The 17,835-nt window shown below is 30.3% G+C and carries 20 protein-coding genes; all 20 read right to left on the bottom strand.

Annotated elements, in window-relative coordinates:
- Positions 1–16: 16 nt before the first annotated feature.
- Complete coding sequence (locus N4A55_RS08870; RefSeq protein ID WP_293755247.1) at positions 17–778, bottom strand: ribonuclease HII; 762 nt, start codon at positions 776–778, stop codon at positions 17–19.
- A gap of 74 nt (positions 779–852) precedes the next feature.
- Complete coding sequence (locus tag N4A55_RS08865; protein ID WP_293755246.1) at positions 853–1,557, bottom strand: HD domain-containing protein; 705 nt, start codon at positions 1,555–1,557, stop codon at positions 853–855.
- Positions 1,558–1,681: 124 nt separating this feature from the next.
- Positions 1,682–2,533 carry a ribosome biogenesis GTPase YlqF gene (ylqF, locus tag N4A55_RS08860; protein ID WP_293755245.1) on the bottom strand — a complete coding sequence of 284 codons (852 nt, stop codon included), beginning with the start codon at positions 2,531–2,533 and terminating at the stop codon, positions 1,682–1,684.
- 98 nt (positions 2,534–2,631) lie between these two features.
- A complete protein-coding gene (lepB, locus tag N4A55_RS08855) occupies positions 2,632–3,168 on the bottom strand; it encodes a signal peptidase I (protein ID WP_293755244.1) in 537 nt (178 codons plus the stop codon).
- A gap of 208 nt (positions 3,169–3,376) precedes the next feature.
- A complete protein-coding gene (gene rplS, locus N4A55_RS08850; RefSeq protein WP_293755243.1) occupies positions 3,377–3,727 on the bottom strand; it encodes a 50S ribosomal protein L19 in 351 nt (116 codons plus the stop codon).
- Between the two features lie 89 nt (positions 3,728–3,816).
- A complete protein-coding gene (trmD, locus tag N4A55_RS08845; RefSeq protein WP_293755242.1) occupies positions 3,817–4,548 on the bottom strand; it encodes a tRNA (guanosine(37)-N1)-methyltransferase TrmD in 732 nt (243 codons plus the stop codon).
- On the bottom strand, positions 4,545–5,054 hold the full coding sequence (gene rimM / locus N4A55_RS08840; RefSeq protein WP_293755241.1) for a ribosome maturation factor RimM: 510 nt from the start codon (positions 5,052–5,054) through the stop codon (positions 4,545–4,547). Before rimM ends, trmD begins: the two co-directional genes overlap by 4 nt.
- 63 nt (positions 5,055–5,117) lie before the next feature.
- Positions 5,118–5,348, bottom strand: a complete 231-nt coding sequence (locus N4A55_RS08835) for a KH domain-containing protein (RefSeq protein ID WP_113674772.1) — start codon at positions 5,346–5,348, stop codon at positions 5,118–5,120.
- A gap of 18 nt (positions 5,349–5,366) precedes the next feature.
- Complete coding sequence (rpsP, locus tag N4A55_RS08830) at positions 5,367–5,612, bottom strand: 30S ribosomal protein S16 (RefSeq protein WP_293755240.1); 246 nt, start codon at positions 5,610–5,612, stop codon at positions 5,367–5,369.
- Between the two features lie 64 nt (positions 5,613–5,676).
- Positions 5,677–7,020, bottom strand: a complete 1,344-nt coding sequence (gene ffh, locus N4A55_RS08825) for a signal recognition particle protein (RefSeq protein WP_293755239.1) — start codon at positions 7,018–7,020, stop codon at positions 5,677–5,679.
- Between the two features lie 27 nt (positions 7,021–7,047).
- Positions 7,048–7,419, bottom strand: a complete 372-nt coding sequence (gene ylxM / locus N4A55_RS08820) for a YlxM family DNA-binding protein (RefSeq protein ID WP_293755238.1) — start codon at positions 7,417–7,419, stop codon at positions 7,048–7,050.
- 136 nt (positions 7,420–7,555) lie between these two features.
- A complete protein-coding gene (ftsY, locus tag N4A55_RS08815) occupies positions 7,556–8,518 on the bottom strand; it encodes a signal recognition particle-docking protein FtsY (protein ID WP_293755361.1) in 963 nt (320 codons plus the stop codon).
- A gap of 281 nt (positions 8,519–8,799) precedes the next feature.
- A complete protein-coding gene (smc, locus tag N4A55_RS08810; RefSeq protein WP_293755237.1) occupies positions 8,800–12,360 on the bottom strand; it encodes a chromosome segregation protein SMC in 3,561 nt (1,186 codons plus the stop codon).
- 175 nt (positions 12,361–12,535) lie between these two features.
- Positions 12,536–13,222 (bottom strand): ribonuclease III, encoded by a 687-nt coding sequence (gene rnc, locus N4A55_RS08805; protein ID WP_293755236.1) that lies wholly within the window; start codon positions 13,220–13,222, stop codon positions 12,536–12,538.
- An 87-nt stretch (positions 13,223–13,309) separates the two neighbouring features.
- A complete protein-coding gene (gene acpP, locus N4A55_RS08800; RefSeq protein WP_293755235.1) occupies positions 13,310–13,546 on the bottom strand; it encodes an acyl carrier protein in 237 nt (78 codons plus the stop codon).
- Between the two features lie 20 nt (positions 13,547–13,566).
- Positions 13,567–14,568 (bottom strand): phosphate acyltransferase PlsX, encoded by a 1,002-nt coding sequence (gene plsX / locus N4A55_RS08795; RefSeq protein WP_293755359.1) that lies wholly within the window; start codon positions 14,566–14,568, stop codon positions 13,567–13,569.
- A gap of 192 nt (positions 14,569–14,760) precedes the next feature.
- Positions 14,761–14,937, bottom strand: a complete 177-nt coding sequence (gene rpmF / locus N4A55_RS08790; protein WP_113674763.1) for a 50S ribosomal protein L32 — start codon at positions 14,935–14,937, stop codon at positions 14,761–14,763.
- Between the two features lie 12 nt (positions 14,938–14,949).
- The gene (locus N4A55_RS08785) at positions 14,950–15,450 is read right to left on the bottom strand and encodes a YceD family protein (protein ID WP_293755234.1); all 501 of its coding nucleotides are present in this window, start codon (positions 15,448–15,450) and stop codon (positions 14,950–14,952) included.
- A 133-nt stretch (positions 15,451–15,583) separates the two neighbouring features.
- Positions 15,584–16,774, bottom strand: a complete 1,191-nt coding sequence (locus N4A55_RS08780; protein WP_293755233.1) for an acetate/propionate family kinase — start codon at positions 16,772–16,774, stop codon at positions 15,584–15,586.
- Positions 16,775–16,816: 42 nt separating this feature from the next.
- On the bottom strand, positions 16,817–17,809 hold the full coding sequence (gene pta, locus N4A55_RS08775; RefSeq protein ID WP_293755232.1) for a phosphate acetyltransferase: 993 nt from the start codon (positions 17,807–17,809) through the stop codon (positions 16,817–16,819).
- Positions 17,810–17,835: the final 26 nt, after the last annotated feature.

Raw genomic sequence — 17,835 nt, 5'->3', positions numbered from 1 at the left:
TTTTGCAGCATGTTATTTATAATATAGACTTAATAAAAGACTTTCTATGTATTGGACAAGGTCCGTGTGTTTTTAGGGCTTCTATATGTTCTTGCGTACCATACCCTTTGTTTTTAGCAAATTTGTATTCTGGGAAAAGCTTAGCATAATCTTTCATTAATCTATCTCTATACACTTTAGCAATTATACTTGCAGCTGCAATTGAAATACTTTTGGCATCACCTTTTATAATAGGCTCTTGAGGTATTTTAACTCTTGGAATTGTTACTGCATCAACTAATATCATATCTGGTTTTATCTCTAGACTATTAATAGCAGATATCATAGATTCATAAGTAGCATTAAGAATATTAATATCATCAATAACGTCTACATTAGCCATACCTATACTTACAGCTATAGCCTTTTCCATTATAATATCGTATAATTCTTCTCTTTTAGATTCTGTTAATTTTTTTGAATCATTTATATATAATATATTAGCGTCTTTGGGGAGAATTACTGCGGCACTAACAACTGGTCCAGATAGAGGTCCTCTACCAACTTCATCTATTCCGCATATGTATTTTTTATTAGGATACTTATTTTCATAAGCTTTCATTTGAATAATACGTTCAACTTCTTTTTCATAAGCTTCTATTTTTTTTTCATACTTATCTATTAATTTTTTTACTCCTAATCTTTCATCAGACTTTAATTCATTAAGTTTGTCTTCTAAATAACATACGGGAACATTACTCAACATATCTTTTATATCGGAAATTGTCATATTTGTCATTATACCTTATTCTCCTTTTAACCGAAAACTATTACTTTATTCTACCATAACTCTATCCAAATTATCTATCACTATTATTCTTTATTTCTATCAACTTCACTAATTAAGTAGCTCTTAATTTTGTCTATTCTATCTATTTCTTGTTTTTCGTTAACTTTCTTTCTACATATAGATAAAAATTTTATAATAAAAAGCATCTGCTTATCTTTTTCATCTTTAGATATTTTACCTCTGCCTGTCCTATCACATAATGATAATAAAGCTATTTCAGTTATAGAAGTTTCATTAATCATTTTACCAACTTGTGAAAAAGGCAGTTGTTTACACACAAATAATGGCTGCATATGCCATCTAACTAATTTAACAACTTCATTTACAAACAAATTATCTTCCATAAATGTTAATAAATAATTTCTTGCAATTTCCTCCCCATATTTATCATGGTCATATGAAGTTATTCTACCTTTTCTAATTTTTGTTGTAGTTATTTTACCAACATCATGTAGTAGAGCAGCCCACATAAATACTTTTTTATCTTTGCTTAATTCTTTTATTTCAGCAGCTCTATCCACAACTTCCATAGTATGATTATATACATTGCCTTCCGGATGATACATGGGATTTTGTTCAACCTTTTTTATATCTAATAGAATCTTTAAAGGATAAGTATTACTATACTTTTTCTCATGCAACAACAAACCGTCAAAATATTCTGATGGTCTTTTATCATTCAATAAATGTAAGTCAAACTCTTCAAATAGCTCTATAAGATTATTCATGAAATCAACCCCTATAATGTATTATTAATATTTTTACCTAATTTAAATATATTATTAAGTAAATTCATATAAAATAAGATTGATATTATATTCATAAATATTAAACTTTAAAAACAGCTAGATTTCATAATCCAACTGTTTCTAAAGTAATTTTACCAAGTATTCCGTTCCTAAATTCATCCATTAGAATTATTGCTGCTTTATTCAAATCTAATTCATTACCAGCTTTTATCAGATTTCTGTTTTTTGCAATATTCTCTAATATTTGGATAGATTCTAGATTATCTGTATCGGATAATTTGTATCTAGTAAGTAGACTCTCCAAGTAATTATTTCTCAAACAATCTATTAGAATCAGTGCCAATTCTTCAATATTAAGAATTTCATCTTTTATGGACCCAATCAGAGCTAGATTAATCCCTACTTGCTGATCTTCAAATTTCGGCCAGAGAATTCCTGGTGTATCAAGAAGTTCCATATCCTTCTTTAACTTAATCCATTGTTTTCCTTTTGTAACTCCCGGTCTATTTCCTGTCTTGGCACTTGCTTTTCCTACCAATTTATTAATGAAAGTAGACTTACCAACATTAGGTATACCTGCTACCATTGCTCTTATAGGTTTATTTATCAAACCTCGTTTTTTATTTCTTTCAATTTTTTCCTTGCAAAGTTCATATGCTTTATTAATTACTTGATTAATTCCTTTTCCATTTTTAGAATTAACCAATACAACACTTATACCTCTATTTTCATACCATTTTATAAATTCTTCTGTTTTGTTTCTATCTGCTAAATCAATTTTGTTGAATACAATTATTCTAGGCTTATTATTAGCTATTTTGTCCATATCAGGATTTCTACTGCTTATTGGTACTCTTGAATCAATTAACTCAATTATGACGTCTACAAGCTTAATATTTTCTTGCATCATACGTTTAGCTTTTGTCATATGTCCTGGGTACCATTGTATATTCATATTATTCTTTCCTTTCATTGTCATTAATTAAGACTAACTTTCTCTTATAGGAAAATAAGGAGGTAATACCCTCCTTATGTATTTCTTCTTTGAGTAGATTATTTAACAAATCCAAAATCTTTGAGTGGCCATATTCTAAGTCCAGCTTTACCGATTATATCTTTCTTACTAATTGTTCCAACATCAGTATAACGACTATCTGAACTGTTATTTCTATTATCACCCATTACAAAATATTCACCTTCTGGAACAACAAATGGAAATTCTCTGTTACCTAACTTACCGTCATCAATTATATCAAATTCTTCTTCTAATTTTTCTTTATTAATATATACTTGTCCATCAATTATATTAACCTCATCGCCAGGTAGTCCAATAATTCTCTTAATATAATTTTGTGATGGATTCTTCTTATAAGGAAAAACGACAATATCATATTGCTGTGGTTTTGTAAATCTATAGCTTATTTTGTCTATAATTACATGGTCGCCATTATGAAGTGTCGGTTCCATAGATTGTCCAATAACATTTGTTTTCTGAAATACAAATGTTGTTATAAGTAATACTGCAACTAATACAATTCCTATATCAAGTACCCAACTTAATATTTCTCTTCCTAAAGTTGTGTTCTTCATGCTTAACCCTTCTTTCATAAGACTAAATACATTGCATAAAGTTGTTTTATCATATGCATATAACGTACTAAATAAACAAAAAGGGACTAATACATAGTACTAAGTCCCTCACTAGTCAAATTAATCATCACAACAGCCATTTGTAAACTACACCATGTAACTTTTATAGTTAATTTTTAGTTAAAACTGCGTATTATAATTAACTTAATTATCTAATTAACTCTTTAACTTTAGCAGCTTTACCAATTCTGTCTCTTAAGTAGTTAAGTTTAGCTCTTCTAACTTTACCACGTCTTACGACATCGATATGATCGATAATTGGTGAATGTAATGGCCAAGTTTTTTCAACACCTACACCATAAGAAATTCTTCTAGCTGTAAATGTCTCACGATTACTTCCGTTTTGTCTTTTGATAACTACTCCTTCAAACATCTGTAATCTTTCACGGTTTCCTTCTTTAACTTTAGCATATACTCTAATAGTATCACCAACGTTAAAATCTGTTAATGCATTTTCTCTTAATTGTTCTTGTTCAATTTTACGTATTATATCGTTCATGTGTTTCCTCCTAATATCTAGATGTTCTTAATACATTATTGTAACAGAGGACCATCCGTACTCACATTAAATTACTATATCATATTTCATCACAATTTGCAATATTTATCTATAGTTTTTTTATCCTTTTCTGATAGTTCTGCTTTCTCTAACAGATCAGGTCTCTTATTGTATGTTCTTATTAATGATTGTTCCCTTCTCCACTGGTCAATATTTTTATGATGTCCAGACAATAATATGTCAGGAACTTTTTTATCCATAAAAACAGCTGGTCTAGTATATTGAGGATATTCTAATAAATTATCATCAAATGATTCTGTCGTAGCAGATACTCCATTAGATAGCACATTAGGTATTAATCTTGATATGGCATCTACCATGACCATTACAGCTAGTTCTCCACCAGTCAATATATAATCTCCTATGGATACTTCATCTGTAACTATCATATCAATTACTCTTTCATCTATACCTTCATAATGTCCACATAAAAAAATTAATTCTTCTTCCTTAGATAATTCCATAGCCATTTCTTGGTTAAATGTCTTTCCTTGTGGGGTTAGATATATGACCCTAGGTTTATTACTAAGTTTGCTTGTAACACTCTTATATGCCTCGTATATAGGTTCTGGCTGCATAACCATACCTGCACCGCCACCATAAGGATAATCATCTACTTGTTTATGCTTGTTGTAAGCATAATCCCTAATATTAATCGTATCTATTTCAATCAAGTTTTTTTCCTGAGCTTTACCAATAATACTTGAACCAAGTCCTTGCTTAATCATGTCTGGAAATAACGTCATTATGTTAAATTTCACTCATCAATCAATCCTTCCAGTAACAAAACTATCATGGTCTTATTTTTCATATCTACTTGTTTTATACATTGTTTTATAGCAGGTATCAAAATTTCTTTTTTATCATCAGTTTCAATGACATATACGTCATTACTACCGGTAAATATAATATCTTTTATAGTACCTAGATCTCTACCAGCATCAGTACTTACATCTATGCCTATCAAGTCTTGTACATAATATTCGTCATCTTCTAAAGGTAATGCTAACTCTCTTGGTATTTTAATAATAGATTGTTTCAACTTCTCTGCACTAGTCATATCTTTCAATTCGTCAAACTTTATAATAATCATATTCTTAAAATACCTAATACTATTAATAGTATATTTTTCTATTGTTCTATTATTATCAATATACACATATTCCAGTAATTCAAATCTCTTAGGTTCATCAGTTAACGGTATTATCTTAACTTCACCCCTAATACCATGTGTATTAACTATTTTTCCAATATTAAAGTAATCCATACACTCACCTACAAATATTTTTTTATAAACATAAGATAAAAAAAGGCTAGGGAATCCCTAACCTTATTGTAGAATTTCTACAACAACTCTTTTCTCTTCCTTAGTTGCCGCAGCCTTAACTACAGTTCTTATAGCTTTAGCAATTCTACCTTGTTTTCCAATTACTTTTCCCATATCGTCAGGTGCAACTTTTAACTCTAATATAATTGAGCGCTCTCCCTCAATTTCATTTACTTTAACATCATCTGGATTATCAACTAATGCTTTAGCGATAACTTCCACTAATTCTTTCATGTTGTACACCTCCAACAATTACTTTACAACTCCAGCTTGCTTTAACAATCTTTTGACTGTATTAGAAGGCTGAGCTCCGTTACTTAACCATTTGTTAGCAACTTCTTCATTTATCTTTAAATCAATAGGATTTTTTGTTGGATTATAGTAGCCAACTTGCTCTATGAATTTACCATCTCTTGGTGATCTAGAATCAGCAACTACAATTCTATAAAAAGGAGCTTTTTTTGCACCCAGTCTTTTTAATCTCATTCTTACTGCCATTTGTGTTTCACCTCCCATAGTTAATTATTATCTATATTAGACTAATCAAGAATCTAAATTCTAACTAGCCCATAAAAGGAAATTTATTAAATAATCCTTTTTTACCTTTGCCTTTCATCATACCACTAAACTGTTTCATCATTTTCTTGGATTGTTCAAATTGTTTAATGAACCTATTTACATCTTGGATATGATTACCTGAACCATTAGCTATTCTTCTTTTTCTTGAAGGATTGATAAGTGCTGGATTAGCTCTTTCTTCAAGTGTCATGGAATATATCATTGATTCTACTTTTGATAGCTCTTTATCATCTATTTCAACATCTTTCATTTGCTTATTCATACCAGGAATCATTGACATGATATCACCAATGGAACCTAATTTCTTAACTTGCTGCATTTGCTCAAGAAAATCATCAAAAGTAAATTCAGCTTTTCTAAACTTTCTTTCCATTTCAGCAGCTTTTTTTGCATCAATAGCTTCAGAAGCTTTTTCAATGAGTGTAAGAACATCACCCATTCCAAGAATTCTTGATGCCATTCTTTCTGGATGGAATACTTCAATATCTGTAAGTTTTTCTCCTATACATGCAAATTTGATAGGCTTATTGGTTACTGCTCTTACAGAAAGTGCAGAACCACCTCTAGTATCACCATCTAACTTAGTTAAGATTACACCATCAATACCTATTTTTTCGTTGAAGTTTTCTGCCACGTTTACAGCATCTTGTCCTGTCATAGCATCAACTACCAACAATATTTCTTGAGGATTTATGTTTTCTTTTATTTCTATAAGTTCGCCCATCATATTTTCATCTATGTGAAGTCTACCAGCTGTATCAATTATAACTACATTATTGCCATTCTTCCCTGCTGATTCGATAGCTGCTTTAGCTATATCAACTGGTTTGTTCTTATCTCCCATTGTAAATACTGGTACATCAATCTGCCCACCTACAACCTGCAACTGTTTAATAGCTGCTGGTCTATATACATCACAAGCAACTAATAGAGGCTTCTTACCACTTTTCTTAAGATTACCTGCAAGTTTTGCAGTAGTGGTCGTCTTACCTGCCCCTTGCAAACCAACCATCATGTATACTGTTGGAGATTCTTTTGAAAAAGTTAAATCAGATTTTTCTTCACCCATTAATTTAACTAATTCCTCATTAACAATCTTAATAACCTGTTGACCTGGTGTCAAACTTTCCATTACCTCATGTCCAACAGCTCTTTCTCTTATATCTTTAACAAATTTTTTAACTACTTTGAAGTTAACATCTGCTTCAAGCAATGCTAGTTTAACTTCTCTTAACGCTAGTTTTACATCTTGTTCGCTAAGTTTTCCTTTTTTCTTAAGGGTAGAAAATATATTCTGAAACTTATCTGTCAAACTTTCAAATGCCATACACTAACCTCCCACTCATAAACTCTTCTATAAATCTTCTAATATTCTATTGCAAGTTTCCTGTATACCAACTATTCTATTAGCCACTATCTCTTGGCTTTGTTTGTCTTCATTAAAACTATCTAAAATTTCACTTGCATAATTATAAATCTTTTCTACGTTCTGCTTATTTATTAGAAATTTATCTACCAATTGTAATTTGTTCTCATAATTTTCAAGCTGTTTCTCACATCTCTTCAACGTATCATGAACACCTTGTCTACTAATCTTCAACTGTTCAGATATTTCTCCTAGAGAAAAATCATTCAAATGATATAATTCATATATTTCTTTCTGGTGATTTGTTAATAACTCACCGTAGAAATCGTACAGTAATGTTTTCTTAAAAATATTACTCAAAATTAAATCACCACCTGTAAAGGTTATTTGCTTTACAGGTGGTATTATATGATACTTTAATATGTTTGTCAAGCTTTTTTACTTGATATGCTAAAAATTCTTGATTATAACATGACCAAGAGACATATTTGATATCCTATCCTTCAAATAAAGCACTAACAAATTCTTCTGAATCGAACTGCTGCATATCATCTATTCCTTCACCAACACCAATATATTTAACTGGAATATTAAGTTCTGTTTGAATTGCAACTGCGATACCACCTTTTGCTGTACCATCAAGCTTAGTAAGAACAATACCTGTGATATCTGCTATGTCTTTGAATTGCTTAGCCTGTTGTAATGCATTTTGACCTGTTGTACTATCAAGGACTAATAGTACCTCCTTATGTGCTTCAGGATATTCTCTATTAATGATTTTAAATATCTTTCTTAATTCTTCCATCAGATTCTTTTTATTGTGAAGTCTTCCTGCTGTATCACATATTAATAGATCTGCTTCTCTTGCTTTAGCAGCTTGAACAGCGTCGAATACAACTGCTCCAGGATCTGAATTCTCTTGTTGAGATATAAGTTCTACTCCTGCTCTGTTGGACCATTCAGCTAATTGATCTATAGCAGCTGCTCTAAAAGTATCAGCAGCTGCAAGGATTACTTTTTTACCTTTTTGCTTATATTGATTAGCTAATTTACCAATAGTAGTAGTCTTACCCACACCATTTACCCCAATTACAAGGACTACTGATTTTCTCTCGGTAAATTCATAGAGATTACCTTCATTTTTCATAAGTTCTTTTAGTTCTTCCATCAATAGCTCTCTAACACTAGCTGTGTCTTTAATTTTGTTTTCTTTCACCTTTTCTCTTAGGTCTTCAATAATTGTCATAGCTGTATTAACACCTAAATCAGCAACTATCAATGCCTCTTCAAGTTCTTCATAGAAATCTTCATCTATCTTAGTAAATGAACTTAGTACTTGATCTACTCCACCAAGTATATTATTTCTCGTTTTAGTAAGTCCTTTAACTAATTTACCAAAAAATCCTCTTTTTTTCTTACCTTCTTCTTGTTCTTGTGGAATCTCGTATTCTTCTTCCATCTCATTAATATCTTCAATAACTTCCTCTTCACTTGTTATATCAGTATTTTCATTACTATTATTTTCTTGTTGATTAATATCATTATCTTCTTTTATTACATCCTCTTCTATTTCTGGTGCTTGTATTTCTGGTTCTTTGGCATCAACCAATTCTTGTTCATTCTCTGAAGTATTTTCTTTTTGTTCTTCTTTTGTTTTGTTTTTCTTCCAACTAAATAAGCCCATTGTTATATTTCCTCCTATCCATATGTCAAACTCTAGTTTCACATACGTATGTCTATTTATCCTGTTAATTCATTTTCAATTAATTTTACTGAAACTCTTGTTGATATACCTTTTTCTTGCATAGTAATACCATATAATGCATCTGCAACTTCCATAGTTCCTCTTCTATGAGTGATAATAATAAATTGGGTATTACCCGATAGCTTTTGTAAGTACTTAGCAAATCTTTCCACATTAGCATCATCAAGAGCTGCCTCTATCTCATCAAGAACACAGAATGGAGAAGGTTTTAATCTCTGTATTGCAAATAGTAAAGCTATTGCAGTAAAAGCTCGCTCTCCACCAGATAACAGCATCATACTCTGTAATTTCTTCCCAGGTGGTTGTGCTACAATGTTAATCCCTGATTCCAATACATTTTCCTCGTTCACTAAATAGAGTAACCCTTTGCCTCCTCCAAATAACTCTTTGAAAACTAAGTCGAATTGGAGCTTGATTTCTTTAAACTTAATTTTGAATTGTTTAATCATTTCTTTATCAAGTTCATTAATAATTCCTATTAATTTTTCTTTAGCCACTATCAAATCTTCTTTTTGTTCTGATAGAAAATCATATCTAGTAATAATTTCTTTGTATTCTTCAATAGCATTAACGTTAACATCACCTAATGCTTTTATTGTTTCCTTTAATTCCTTGACCTTATTCTTAAGCTGTAGGGTAGTACCTAAATCATCTTTATATTCAGCTACCATATTGAACGTTAACTCATACTCATCCCACATGTAATTAGTAATATTCTCTTTTTGCAGTTCATATTTCATTTTAACATTCTGAAGTCTCATGATTTCTTTTTCTAAGAGATTAGATTTTTCACTTAGACTTTCTCTCTCTTCAAATATAGCATTTTGTTTTAATGAAATCTCTTCTTTATTCTTATTCAATATTTCTAATTCAGTATGCATAACTCCAATACCATCAAGAACTCCTTTAACATCCTTCTGGTATTTGTTTATTATACTGATTTTTAGTCCTATATCATTTTTATTATTTTGCAGTTCTTCATTTAGTTTTTCTTTTTGCTTATTAATATCTTGAAGCTCATTATCTAATCTCTCTATATTCTGATTAGAACTATTTAATTTTTGTTTAGTTGATGTCATTGTTATTTTCAGATTAGTAATTTCTTCATTTAAAGTATTTTTAGTTACCCTCTTTTTTTGTATTGCTTCAGTAAGGCTTAAAACTTCGTCTTCTGCATCTGTGTTTTCACTTTCAGTTCCACTAAGTTCTTCATTATATTTTTCTGTAGTAGCCATTAACTCAGCATTTTGATTATCTAATTCATTTAATTCGACTTTACTGTCATTTATTTCTTGTTGTTTTTGGTTTATATCCTTAATAATTTGATTCATATTAATTTGTAACGAATTCATTTCAATATTAAGATTATGTTCTTTTGAGATTAATTCCTCGGACTTATAAGATAGGTTGTTTCTTTCTTCAACTATCTTAGTTCTTTTATCTGTAGCTATTTTGATTTCTTCTACTATTTGTTGTATCTTGTTCTTGTATTCATCTAATTCCCTTTTCCTAGAAAGAAAATTATTTGCTTTATTCTTATAGCTACCTCCAGTTAAAGAACCTCCTGGATTTAATACTTCACCAGATAGAGTAACTATCTTTAACTTATAATTGTATTTTCTCGCTAACGTTACTGCATTATCAATTTTATCAACTATAACAACTCTGCCAAGAAGATATTTGATAATGTTATCATACATATGATCATATATAACTAAATCATTTCCATATCCAATAAAACCCTTTTCATTGCTGATTGGATTATATTTCTTATTTATTCTAATACTGGTTAACGGTAAAAAAGTGGCTCTACCAAATTTGTTGGTTTTCAGGTAGTTAATCATTTTTTTTGCAGTTTCTTCTTCTTTGGTAATAATATTCTGCACACCGCCACCAAGAGCTGTCTCTATGGCAATTTCATATTTCTTATCTACTTTTATTATATCTGCAACAACACCTAATACTGAATCAATACTATTTTTTGTCTTCAACTCCATAACTTTTCTTATGCTATAATTATAACCTTCATAATGTTCAGTTATGTCATTCAACGCATTATATTTAGACTTGTATTGATTTATTTGTTGATTATAGATATTCAATTTTTCTTGAATATCATGTTTTGACTCATTAATTTCTTTTATCTTATTAGTGGTACTAATAGTCTCGCTCTTTGTTTGTTGCAGATCTTCTTCAACATAAGTAATTTTTTTTTCTAATTGTTCTTTTTTATTGTTAAGTATAATCGATTCATTATGTACTTTGTTAATTTTATCAATTAAGAAATTCTGTCTGTTCTCAATATTTTCAAGCATAGTGCTATATCTTTGTATCTTACTCTTAACAACTGTTATTTCATTGAGTCTTTCAATTATGTTGGTTTTGATTTCTTCAATAGTTGTTTCACCAGTACTTATTTCTTCAGAAATTGATACTAGGTGTTCTTCTTTTTCCTTGAGTTGTGATGTTAATAGTTCTATACTTGATTTTAGGTTAACAATTTCTTCTTCTATGACTTTAACACCCGTAAGGTTAATATCATGTTTAGAATTTATCTCATTAATATTTCGTTCTATTCGTTCATTAGTTACCTTAATAGAACTAATTCGTTCATTATTGATCTTAATATTATTTTCTATTCTTTCCTTTTCAAGATTATTTGTGGATATTTCATCTTTTTTATTATCTATCTTAGTACCTATATCCTGAGAATCATTATTCAATTCATTATATTTTAATTTGATTTCTTCATACTTATTATTAACTAATACAATTTCTTCATTGGTATCTTTTTCTTTCTTACTTATATCTTCTACATTTTTATCAAGTTTTTCATATTCTGTAATAAAAATGTTGACCTCATATTTTTTCATTTCTTCTTTTAATAATAGGTATTTTTTAGCTACTTCCGCTTGTCCTTGTAGGTTACCTTTTTGTCCTTCTAATTCTTTAATTATGTCATTTATCCTAAGCAGATTCTGTTTTTCCTGCTCTAATTTCTTATAAGCTTCTGATTTTCTTCTTTTGAACTTGACAATACCAGCCGCTTCATCAAATAGATCTCTTCTATCTTCTGGTTTAGTACTTAATATCTTATCTATTTGACCTTGTCCAATTATTGAATAACCTTCTTTACCTACTCCTGTATCTAAGAACAATTCATGAATATCTTTTAGTCTGCAAGGAGTTTTATTTATGTAGAATTCACTTTCTCCTGAACGATAAACACGTCTTGATATAGTCACCTCAAGATAATCAATAGCCATCTTTTTATCATGGTTATCAATGGTAATATCTACTTGTGAATAACCAACAGGACGTCTGTTTTCGGTACCAGCAAAAATGACATCTTCCATCTTAGAACCTCTAAGTTGTTTAGCACTCTGAGCCCCTAGAACCCATCGTACTGCATCTGCAATATTACTTTTACCACTACCATTAGGTCCAACAATCCCAGTTATCCCTTCATTAAATTCAAAATTAATCTTATTAGCAAAGGATTTGAACCCTTGTAATTCTATATTTTTTAAGTACATACTATCTCCTTACTTTGTACAAAATCATTAAACTTTTTGTCCCAAAGATTTATTCAATAAGATAAATTTCTCTAATCTATACTGTAAAAATGATTGGCAATGAACAATGGACAATTATTAATTCAAATCTATTATTTTTGATAGTTGTCAATTGTACACTGTCAATTGAATATAACTAGATATTCTTAATTGCATCATACGCTCCATCTTGTTCGGCAGATTTTTTGCTTCTACCTCTTCCATAACCTATTACTTTCCCTTCATGTCTTACCTCTACCATAAACAATTTGTTGTGGTCAGGTCCTTTTTCCTTAACAATTATGTACTCTATTGGTTCTTCACTTGTCTTCTGTATAATCTCTTGTAAGTGTGTTTTACTATCAATAAATAATTTTCTTTTTTCTACATCTTTTAATAATGTATTCAAAATGAATTGTCTTGAAGCCTCTAAACCACCATCTAGATAAATAGATCCAATCAAAGCTTCAACAGCATCTGATAGTACTGAAGCTCTAAATCTACCGCCTGAATTTTCTTCACCCTTACCAAGTCTAATGAAATCCCCTAATTTTATTTCGTTAGAAAAATTTGCAAGTGTTGGTTCGCATACAATACTTGCCCGAAATTTAGTTAACTCTCCTTCAAGCATATCTGTATAATTTATAAATAAAAAGTCACTAGTTACAATTTCAAGAACTGCATCACCTAAAAATTCTAGTCTTTCATTATTTTCAAACTTAGACATCTTATGTTCATTAGCATATGAACTATGTGTTAATGCTTGAGATAATAACTTTACATTTTTAAACTTGTAGTTAATAATCTTTTGGAATTCGTTTAAATTTTTGTATTTATTTCTCAATATGTTCCCCTCCTTCGTTAAGGTTTACAATAAAATCGAAAAACCTTATCTTCCTAAAAGCAAAGCCCTTAAATGTAAGGGCTCCTATTAGTCATTATTAATCCTTGAGTTTATTGCTTCAATTGCATCATTAACTGTTACAATATTTTCTGCCTGCTCATTATCAATCTCAATATCAAATTCTTCTTCAAGAGCCATAATTATTTGAACTAAGTCTAAAGAATCAACGTTCAAATCATCTACAAATTTAGTGTCTTTTGTAATTTGTGACTCATCCTCATTTGTAAATTCAGATATAATTGAAACTAATTTTTCAAATTCCATTTTAAAATGCCCCCTTTTACTTATATTTTTATGTTTTCTTTTATCTTTTTATTTATTTTTTGGTCTGAAAATTTCTTACACTGGAGTATGGTATTTTTAATAGCTTTTGCGTCTGAACTACCATGTGTTTTAACAACCAAGCCTTCTAACCCAAGCAATGGAGCCCCTCCATACTCAGTATAGTCAAAGCTTTTCTTAAAATTCTTCAATGCTGGTTTTAATAAAAATGTCCCTATCTTAGATCTAATATTCTGTAGTAAATACTTCTTGAGCATACTGAACATAGTCAAAGCAAAACCTTCAGTATACTTTAAAATGATATTACCTACAAATGCATCACAAACAAGTATATCTGCTTTACCCTCTGGTATATCTCTAGCCTCAATATTACCGATGAAATTAATGTCCTCATTTTGTAGTAATGAATAAGTCTCTTTTACTAAGTTATTGCCTTTGGACTTTTCTTCCCCAATATTAATTAGTGCAACCTTAGGATTCTTAACACCTAATACATTTTCAAAATAAATAGAACCCATCTTCGCATATTGAACTAAATAACTTGCTTTTGAATCTACATTAGCACCACAATCTATTAATAATGATACACCTTTTTTATGAGGGATAAGTGGGGCGAGAGCTGGTCTTTCAATACCTTTGATTCTTCCTACGATAAAAGTTCCTCCAGCTAGTATTGCACCAGTACTACCAGCAGAAACAAAAGCATTGGCTTTTTTTTCTTTTACTAGATTAAGACCTTTTACTAATGAGGAGTCTTTTTTCCTTCTTATAGCCATTACTGGAGACTCGCAAGTATCAATAGTTTCTTTTGCATCCACTACCTCTAGTTGTTCTTTATTATATGTGTACTTAGTAAGTTGTTCATTTATGATAATATTATTACCAACTAAATAAATCTTTATGTTATTATCATCATTAATTGATTCAATACAACCTTTAATTATTTCATTTGGGGCATTATCGCCACCCATTGCATCCACTGCAACAGTTATCATTTCTTGCATCATTACACCCTCTAATCTACATTCTAAAAATACTATACTAAATTTTTACCATATTTTCAATATATATTTTAAAATTTCTAGAATAGCTTATAGTATTTGAGGAAACTCTATATATAATTTTTGTAATATTCACTCATTCTAATTTAACTAAAGCAACCTAAATAATTAAAGGCAGCATACGCTGCCTTCTAATTATTCAGTTTCTATAACTACTTTATTCTTGTATGTTCCACATGACTTACAAACTCTATGAGGCATAATTAATTCCCCACACTTACTACATTTCACTAAATTAGGAGCAGTTAATTTCCAGTTAGCTCTACGTTTGTCTCTTCTAGCTTGTGATGTTTTTCTTTTTGGTACTGCCATATTGACACCTCCTTAAAACTCTTTAAATAAATCTTTAAATACTGCTAATCTAGGGTCAATATCACTGTTATCACAGCTACAAGTAACCTTATTAAGATTAGCTCCACATTGATTACAAATTCCTTTGCAAATATCACTACATAATACTTTCATAGGTAAATCAATGATTAATTCATTTAAAGCTAATTTCTCTAAATCAAGATTATATCCATCAATATACTGAACTTTTTCTTCATTAACATCATCAAAATTAATGTCTTTAGAAAAATTAGTTTCGATTTTATAATCTACTTCTTCCATGCATCTATCACAAGGAATCTTAAGTGTTCCTTTAACCAAACCCTCTAAATTGACTTTTCTATGACCAAGATTCGTTAACTCCAGATCAATATGAATAATGTCATCTATTCGGTAAGTAATTCCACCAAAATTAAATTGTTTGATGCTTACATCAGTAGATATTTTTTTATTCATCCCATCATTGGATAATAAATCAGTTAAATTAAACTCCATATTAACACCCCAATCACAATTTTATTTTGAAAGGGAAACGTATAAAATAACCACATGTAATTATACATATCAAATATACTTTTGTCAACATTTTTAACAAATTTATGGTAGAATATTCATTAATTAAGTTTAATTATATAAGTCTTGCTGTTTCTCTAGCTATTGTCATTTCTTCATCTGTAGGAATTACAACTGTCTTAACTTTTGCACCTTTAGCTGAAAAATCTTTTTCAATACCTCTGCACTTATTGGCTTCTTCGTCAATTTCAACTCCTAAGAACGTAAGATATGAACAAATATCTGCTCTTACCTCTGCATTATTTTCACCAAGTCCAGCAGTAAATGCTATAGCATCAATTCCATTCATTGCAGCAGCATAAGCACCAACATATTTTGCAACTCTATATGAAAATACATCCATTGTAAGTCTAGCTTTTTCATTACCTTCTTCTATTGCATTTTCTAAATCTCTAAAGTCGCTTGATATTTCAGATATACCAAGAACACCTGATTCTTTATTCAATATAGTATTAATTTCATCAATTGATAATCCTTCTTTATCAGCTAAAAATTGTACGATAGCTGGGTCCATATCACCTGATCTTGTTCCCATTACTAATCCTTCTAATGGTGTAAGTCCCATACTAGTGTCGATTGATTTTCCACCATCAACAGCACAAACACTAGCACCATTACCTAAGTGACAAACCACTATTTTCATATCTTTAATATCTCTGCCTAAGAACTTAGCAGTTCTATTAGATACGTAATTATGAGATGTACCATGGAATCCATATCTTCTTAATTTATATTTTCTATAATATTCATATGGTAACGCATATAAGTATGTTTTAGCAGGCATTGTTTGATGGAAAGCTGTATCAAATACCCCTACCATTGGAACATTAGGCATAATTTGTTTACATGCATCTATACCAATTAAATTAGCTGGATTATGTAATGGAGCTAAATCAGAACATTTTTTAACTGCTTCTATTACATCATCATTAATCACTGTTGAACTTGCGAATTCTTCTCCACCATGTACAATTCTATGTCCAACTGCGTTTATTTCACTCATGCTTTCAATTACACCATGTTCTTTAGATACTAAAGCATCAACAACATATTTAACTGCATCTTTATGGCTTGGCATATCCCCTTCGATTATTATAGTATCACAACCAATTTTTGTATGCTTAATTCTTGAACCGTCGATTCCAATTCTTTCACAGATACCTTTTGCTAATACTTCTTCATTCTCCATACTTATTAATTGGTACTTAAGTGATGAGCTACCACAATTTAATACTAATATATTCACCTTAACAATCTCCTTTTAATTGTAATTTTTTTGTTTTTGTTATTATAATGATGCTTGTACCGCTGTAATAGCAACTACTCCTACGATATCATCCGCAGTACATCCTCTAGATAAATCATTAACAGGCTTTGCGATACCTTGTGTAATTGGTCCATAAGCTTCTGCCTTAGCTAGTCTTTGAGTGAGCTTATACCCAATGTTTCCTGAATCAAGATCAGGGAATACAAGTACATTAACTTTTCCAGCAACTTCACTACCTGGTGCTTTAGAAGCTCCAACACTTGGTACTATAGCAGCATCTAATTGAAATTCTCCATCTAACTTGACATCTGGGTTTTGTTCCTTAGCAATCTTAACTGCTTCTACTACTTTATCAACATCAGCATGTTTTGCACTACCCATTGTTGAGTGTGATAACATACCTACTACAGGTTCTACTTGTACTAAATCTTTAAATGATTTAGCTGAGCTAAGTGCTATAGATGCTAGTTCTTCTGAATTAGGATTTTGATTTAATCCAGAATCAGCAAATAAGAACGTTCCATTTGCACCATATTCGCAATTAGGTACTACCATAACAAAGAATGCAGAAACCAATTTTGTTCCTGGAGCTGTTTTTAATATTTGTAAAGATGGTCTTAGAACATTTGCTGTTGCATTAACTGCTCCAGCAACCATACCATCAGCCATCCCTTCTTTAACCATCATGACACCTAGATATAATGGATCACTTTTTAATAATTCTTCAGCTTTTTCTTCAGTCATTCCTTTATTTTTACGAAGTTCTACTAAATCGCCAACGTATTTATCCATTTTTTCGAATGAATCAGGATCAACAAAAATAGCTCTTGAAATATCCAATCCTTCTGCTACTTTTTCTATTTCTCCTTTATTACCAATAAGAATTACATTTGCTATTTCTTCGCCAAGAATCTTTGCTGTAGCCTCTACTGTTCTTCTCTCTAATGATTCAGGCAATACAATTGTTTGATTTAGACTTTTTGCTCTGTTTTTAATGTTGTTTATAAAACTCAATTTAATAAACTCCTTTCAGTTCTCTA

This window comes from Vallitalea sp. (assembly GCF_025211055.1).
GTDB lineage: Bacteria > Bacillota > Clostridia > Lachnospirales > Vallitaleaceae > Vallitalea.
This window is presented reverse-complemented; position numbering and strand designations above follow the sequence as displayed.

Coding starts and splice junctions, on each gene's coding strand:
- N4A55_RS08870 (WP_293755247.1), bottom strand. CDS start 778: ATGACAAATATGACAATTTCCGATATAAAAGATATGTTGAGTAATGTT.
- N4A55_RS08785 (WP_293755234.1), bottom strand. CDS start 15,450: ATGGAGTTTAATTTAACTGATTTATTATCCAATGATGGGATGAATAAA.
- ftsY (WP_293755361.1), bottom strand. CDS start 8,518: ATGGAAGAAGAATACGAGATTCCACAAGAACAAGAAGAAGGTAAGAAA.
- rpsP (WP_293755240.1), bottom strand. CDS start 5,612: ATGGCAGTAAGAATGAGATTAAAAAGACTGGGTGCAAAAAAAGCTCCT.
- lepB (WP_293755244.1), bottom strand. CDS start 3,168: ATGAAGAACACAACTTTAGGAAGAGAAATATTAAGTTGGGTACTTGAT.
- N4A55_RS08835 (WP_113674772.1), bottom strand. CDS start 5,348: ATGAAAGAATTAGTGGAAGTTATCGCTAAAGCATTAGTTGATAATCCA.
- ffh (WP_293755239.1), bottom strand. CDS start 7,020: ATGGCATTTGAAAGTTTGACAGATAAGTTTCAGAATATATTTTCTACC.
- plsX (WP_293755359.1), bottom strand. CDS start 14,568: ATGCAAGAAATGATAACTGTTGCAGTGGATGCAATGGGTGGCGATAAT.
- ylqF (WP_293755245.1), bottom strand. CDS start 2,533: ATGAATATACAATGGTACCCAGGACATATGACAAAAGCTAAACGTATG.
- rimM (WP_293755241.1), bottom strand. CDS start 5,054: ATGGATTACTTTAATATTGGAAAAATAGTTAATACACATGGTATTAGG.
- rplS (WP_293755243.1), bottom strand. CDS start 3,727: ATGAACGATATAATACGTAAAATTGAACAAGAACAATTAAGAGAAAAT.
- rpmF (WP_113674763.1), bottom strand. CDS start 14,937: ATGGCAGTACCAAAAAGAAAAACATCACAAGCTAGAAGAGACAAACGT.
- N4A55_RS08865 (WP_293755246.1), bottom strand. CDS start 1,557: ATGAATAATCTTATAGAGCTATTTGAAGAGTTTGACTTACATTTATTG.
- acpP (WP_293755235.1), bottom strand. CDS start 13,546: ATGGAATTTGAAAAATTAGTTTCAATTATATCTGAATTTACAAATGAG.
- smc (WP_293755237.1), bottom strand. CDS start 12,360: ATGTACTTAAAAAATATAGAATTACAAGGGTTCAAATCCTTTGCTAAT.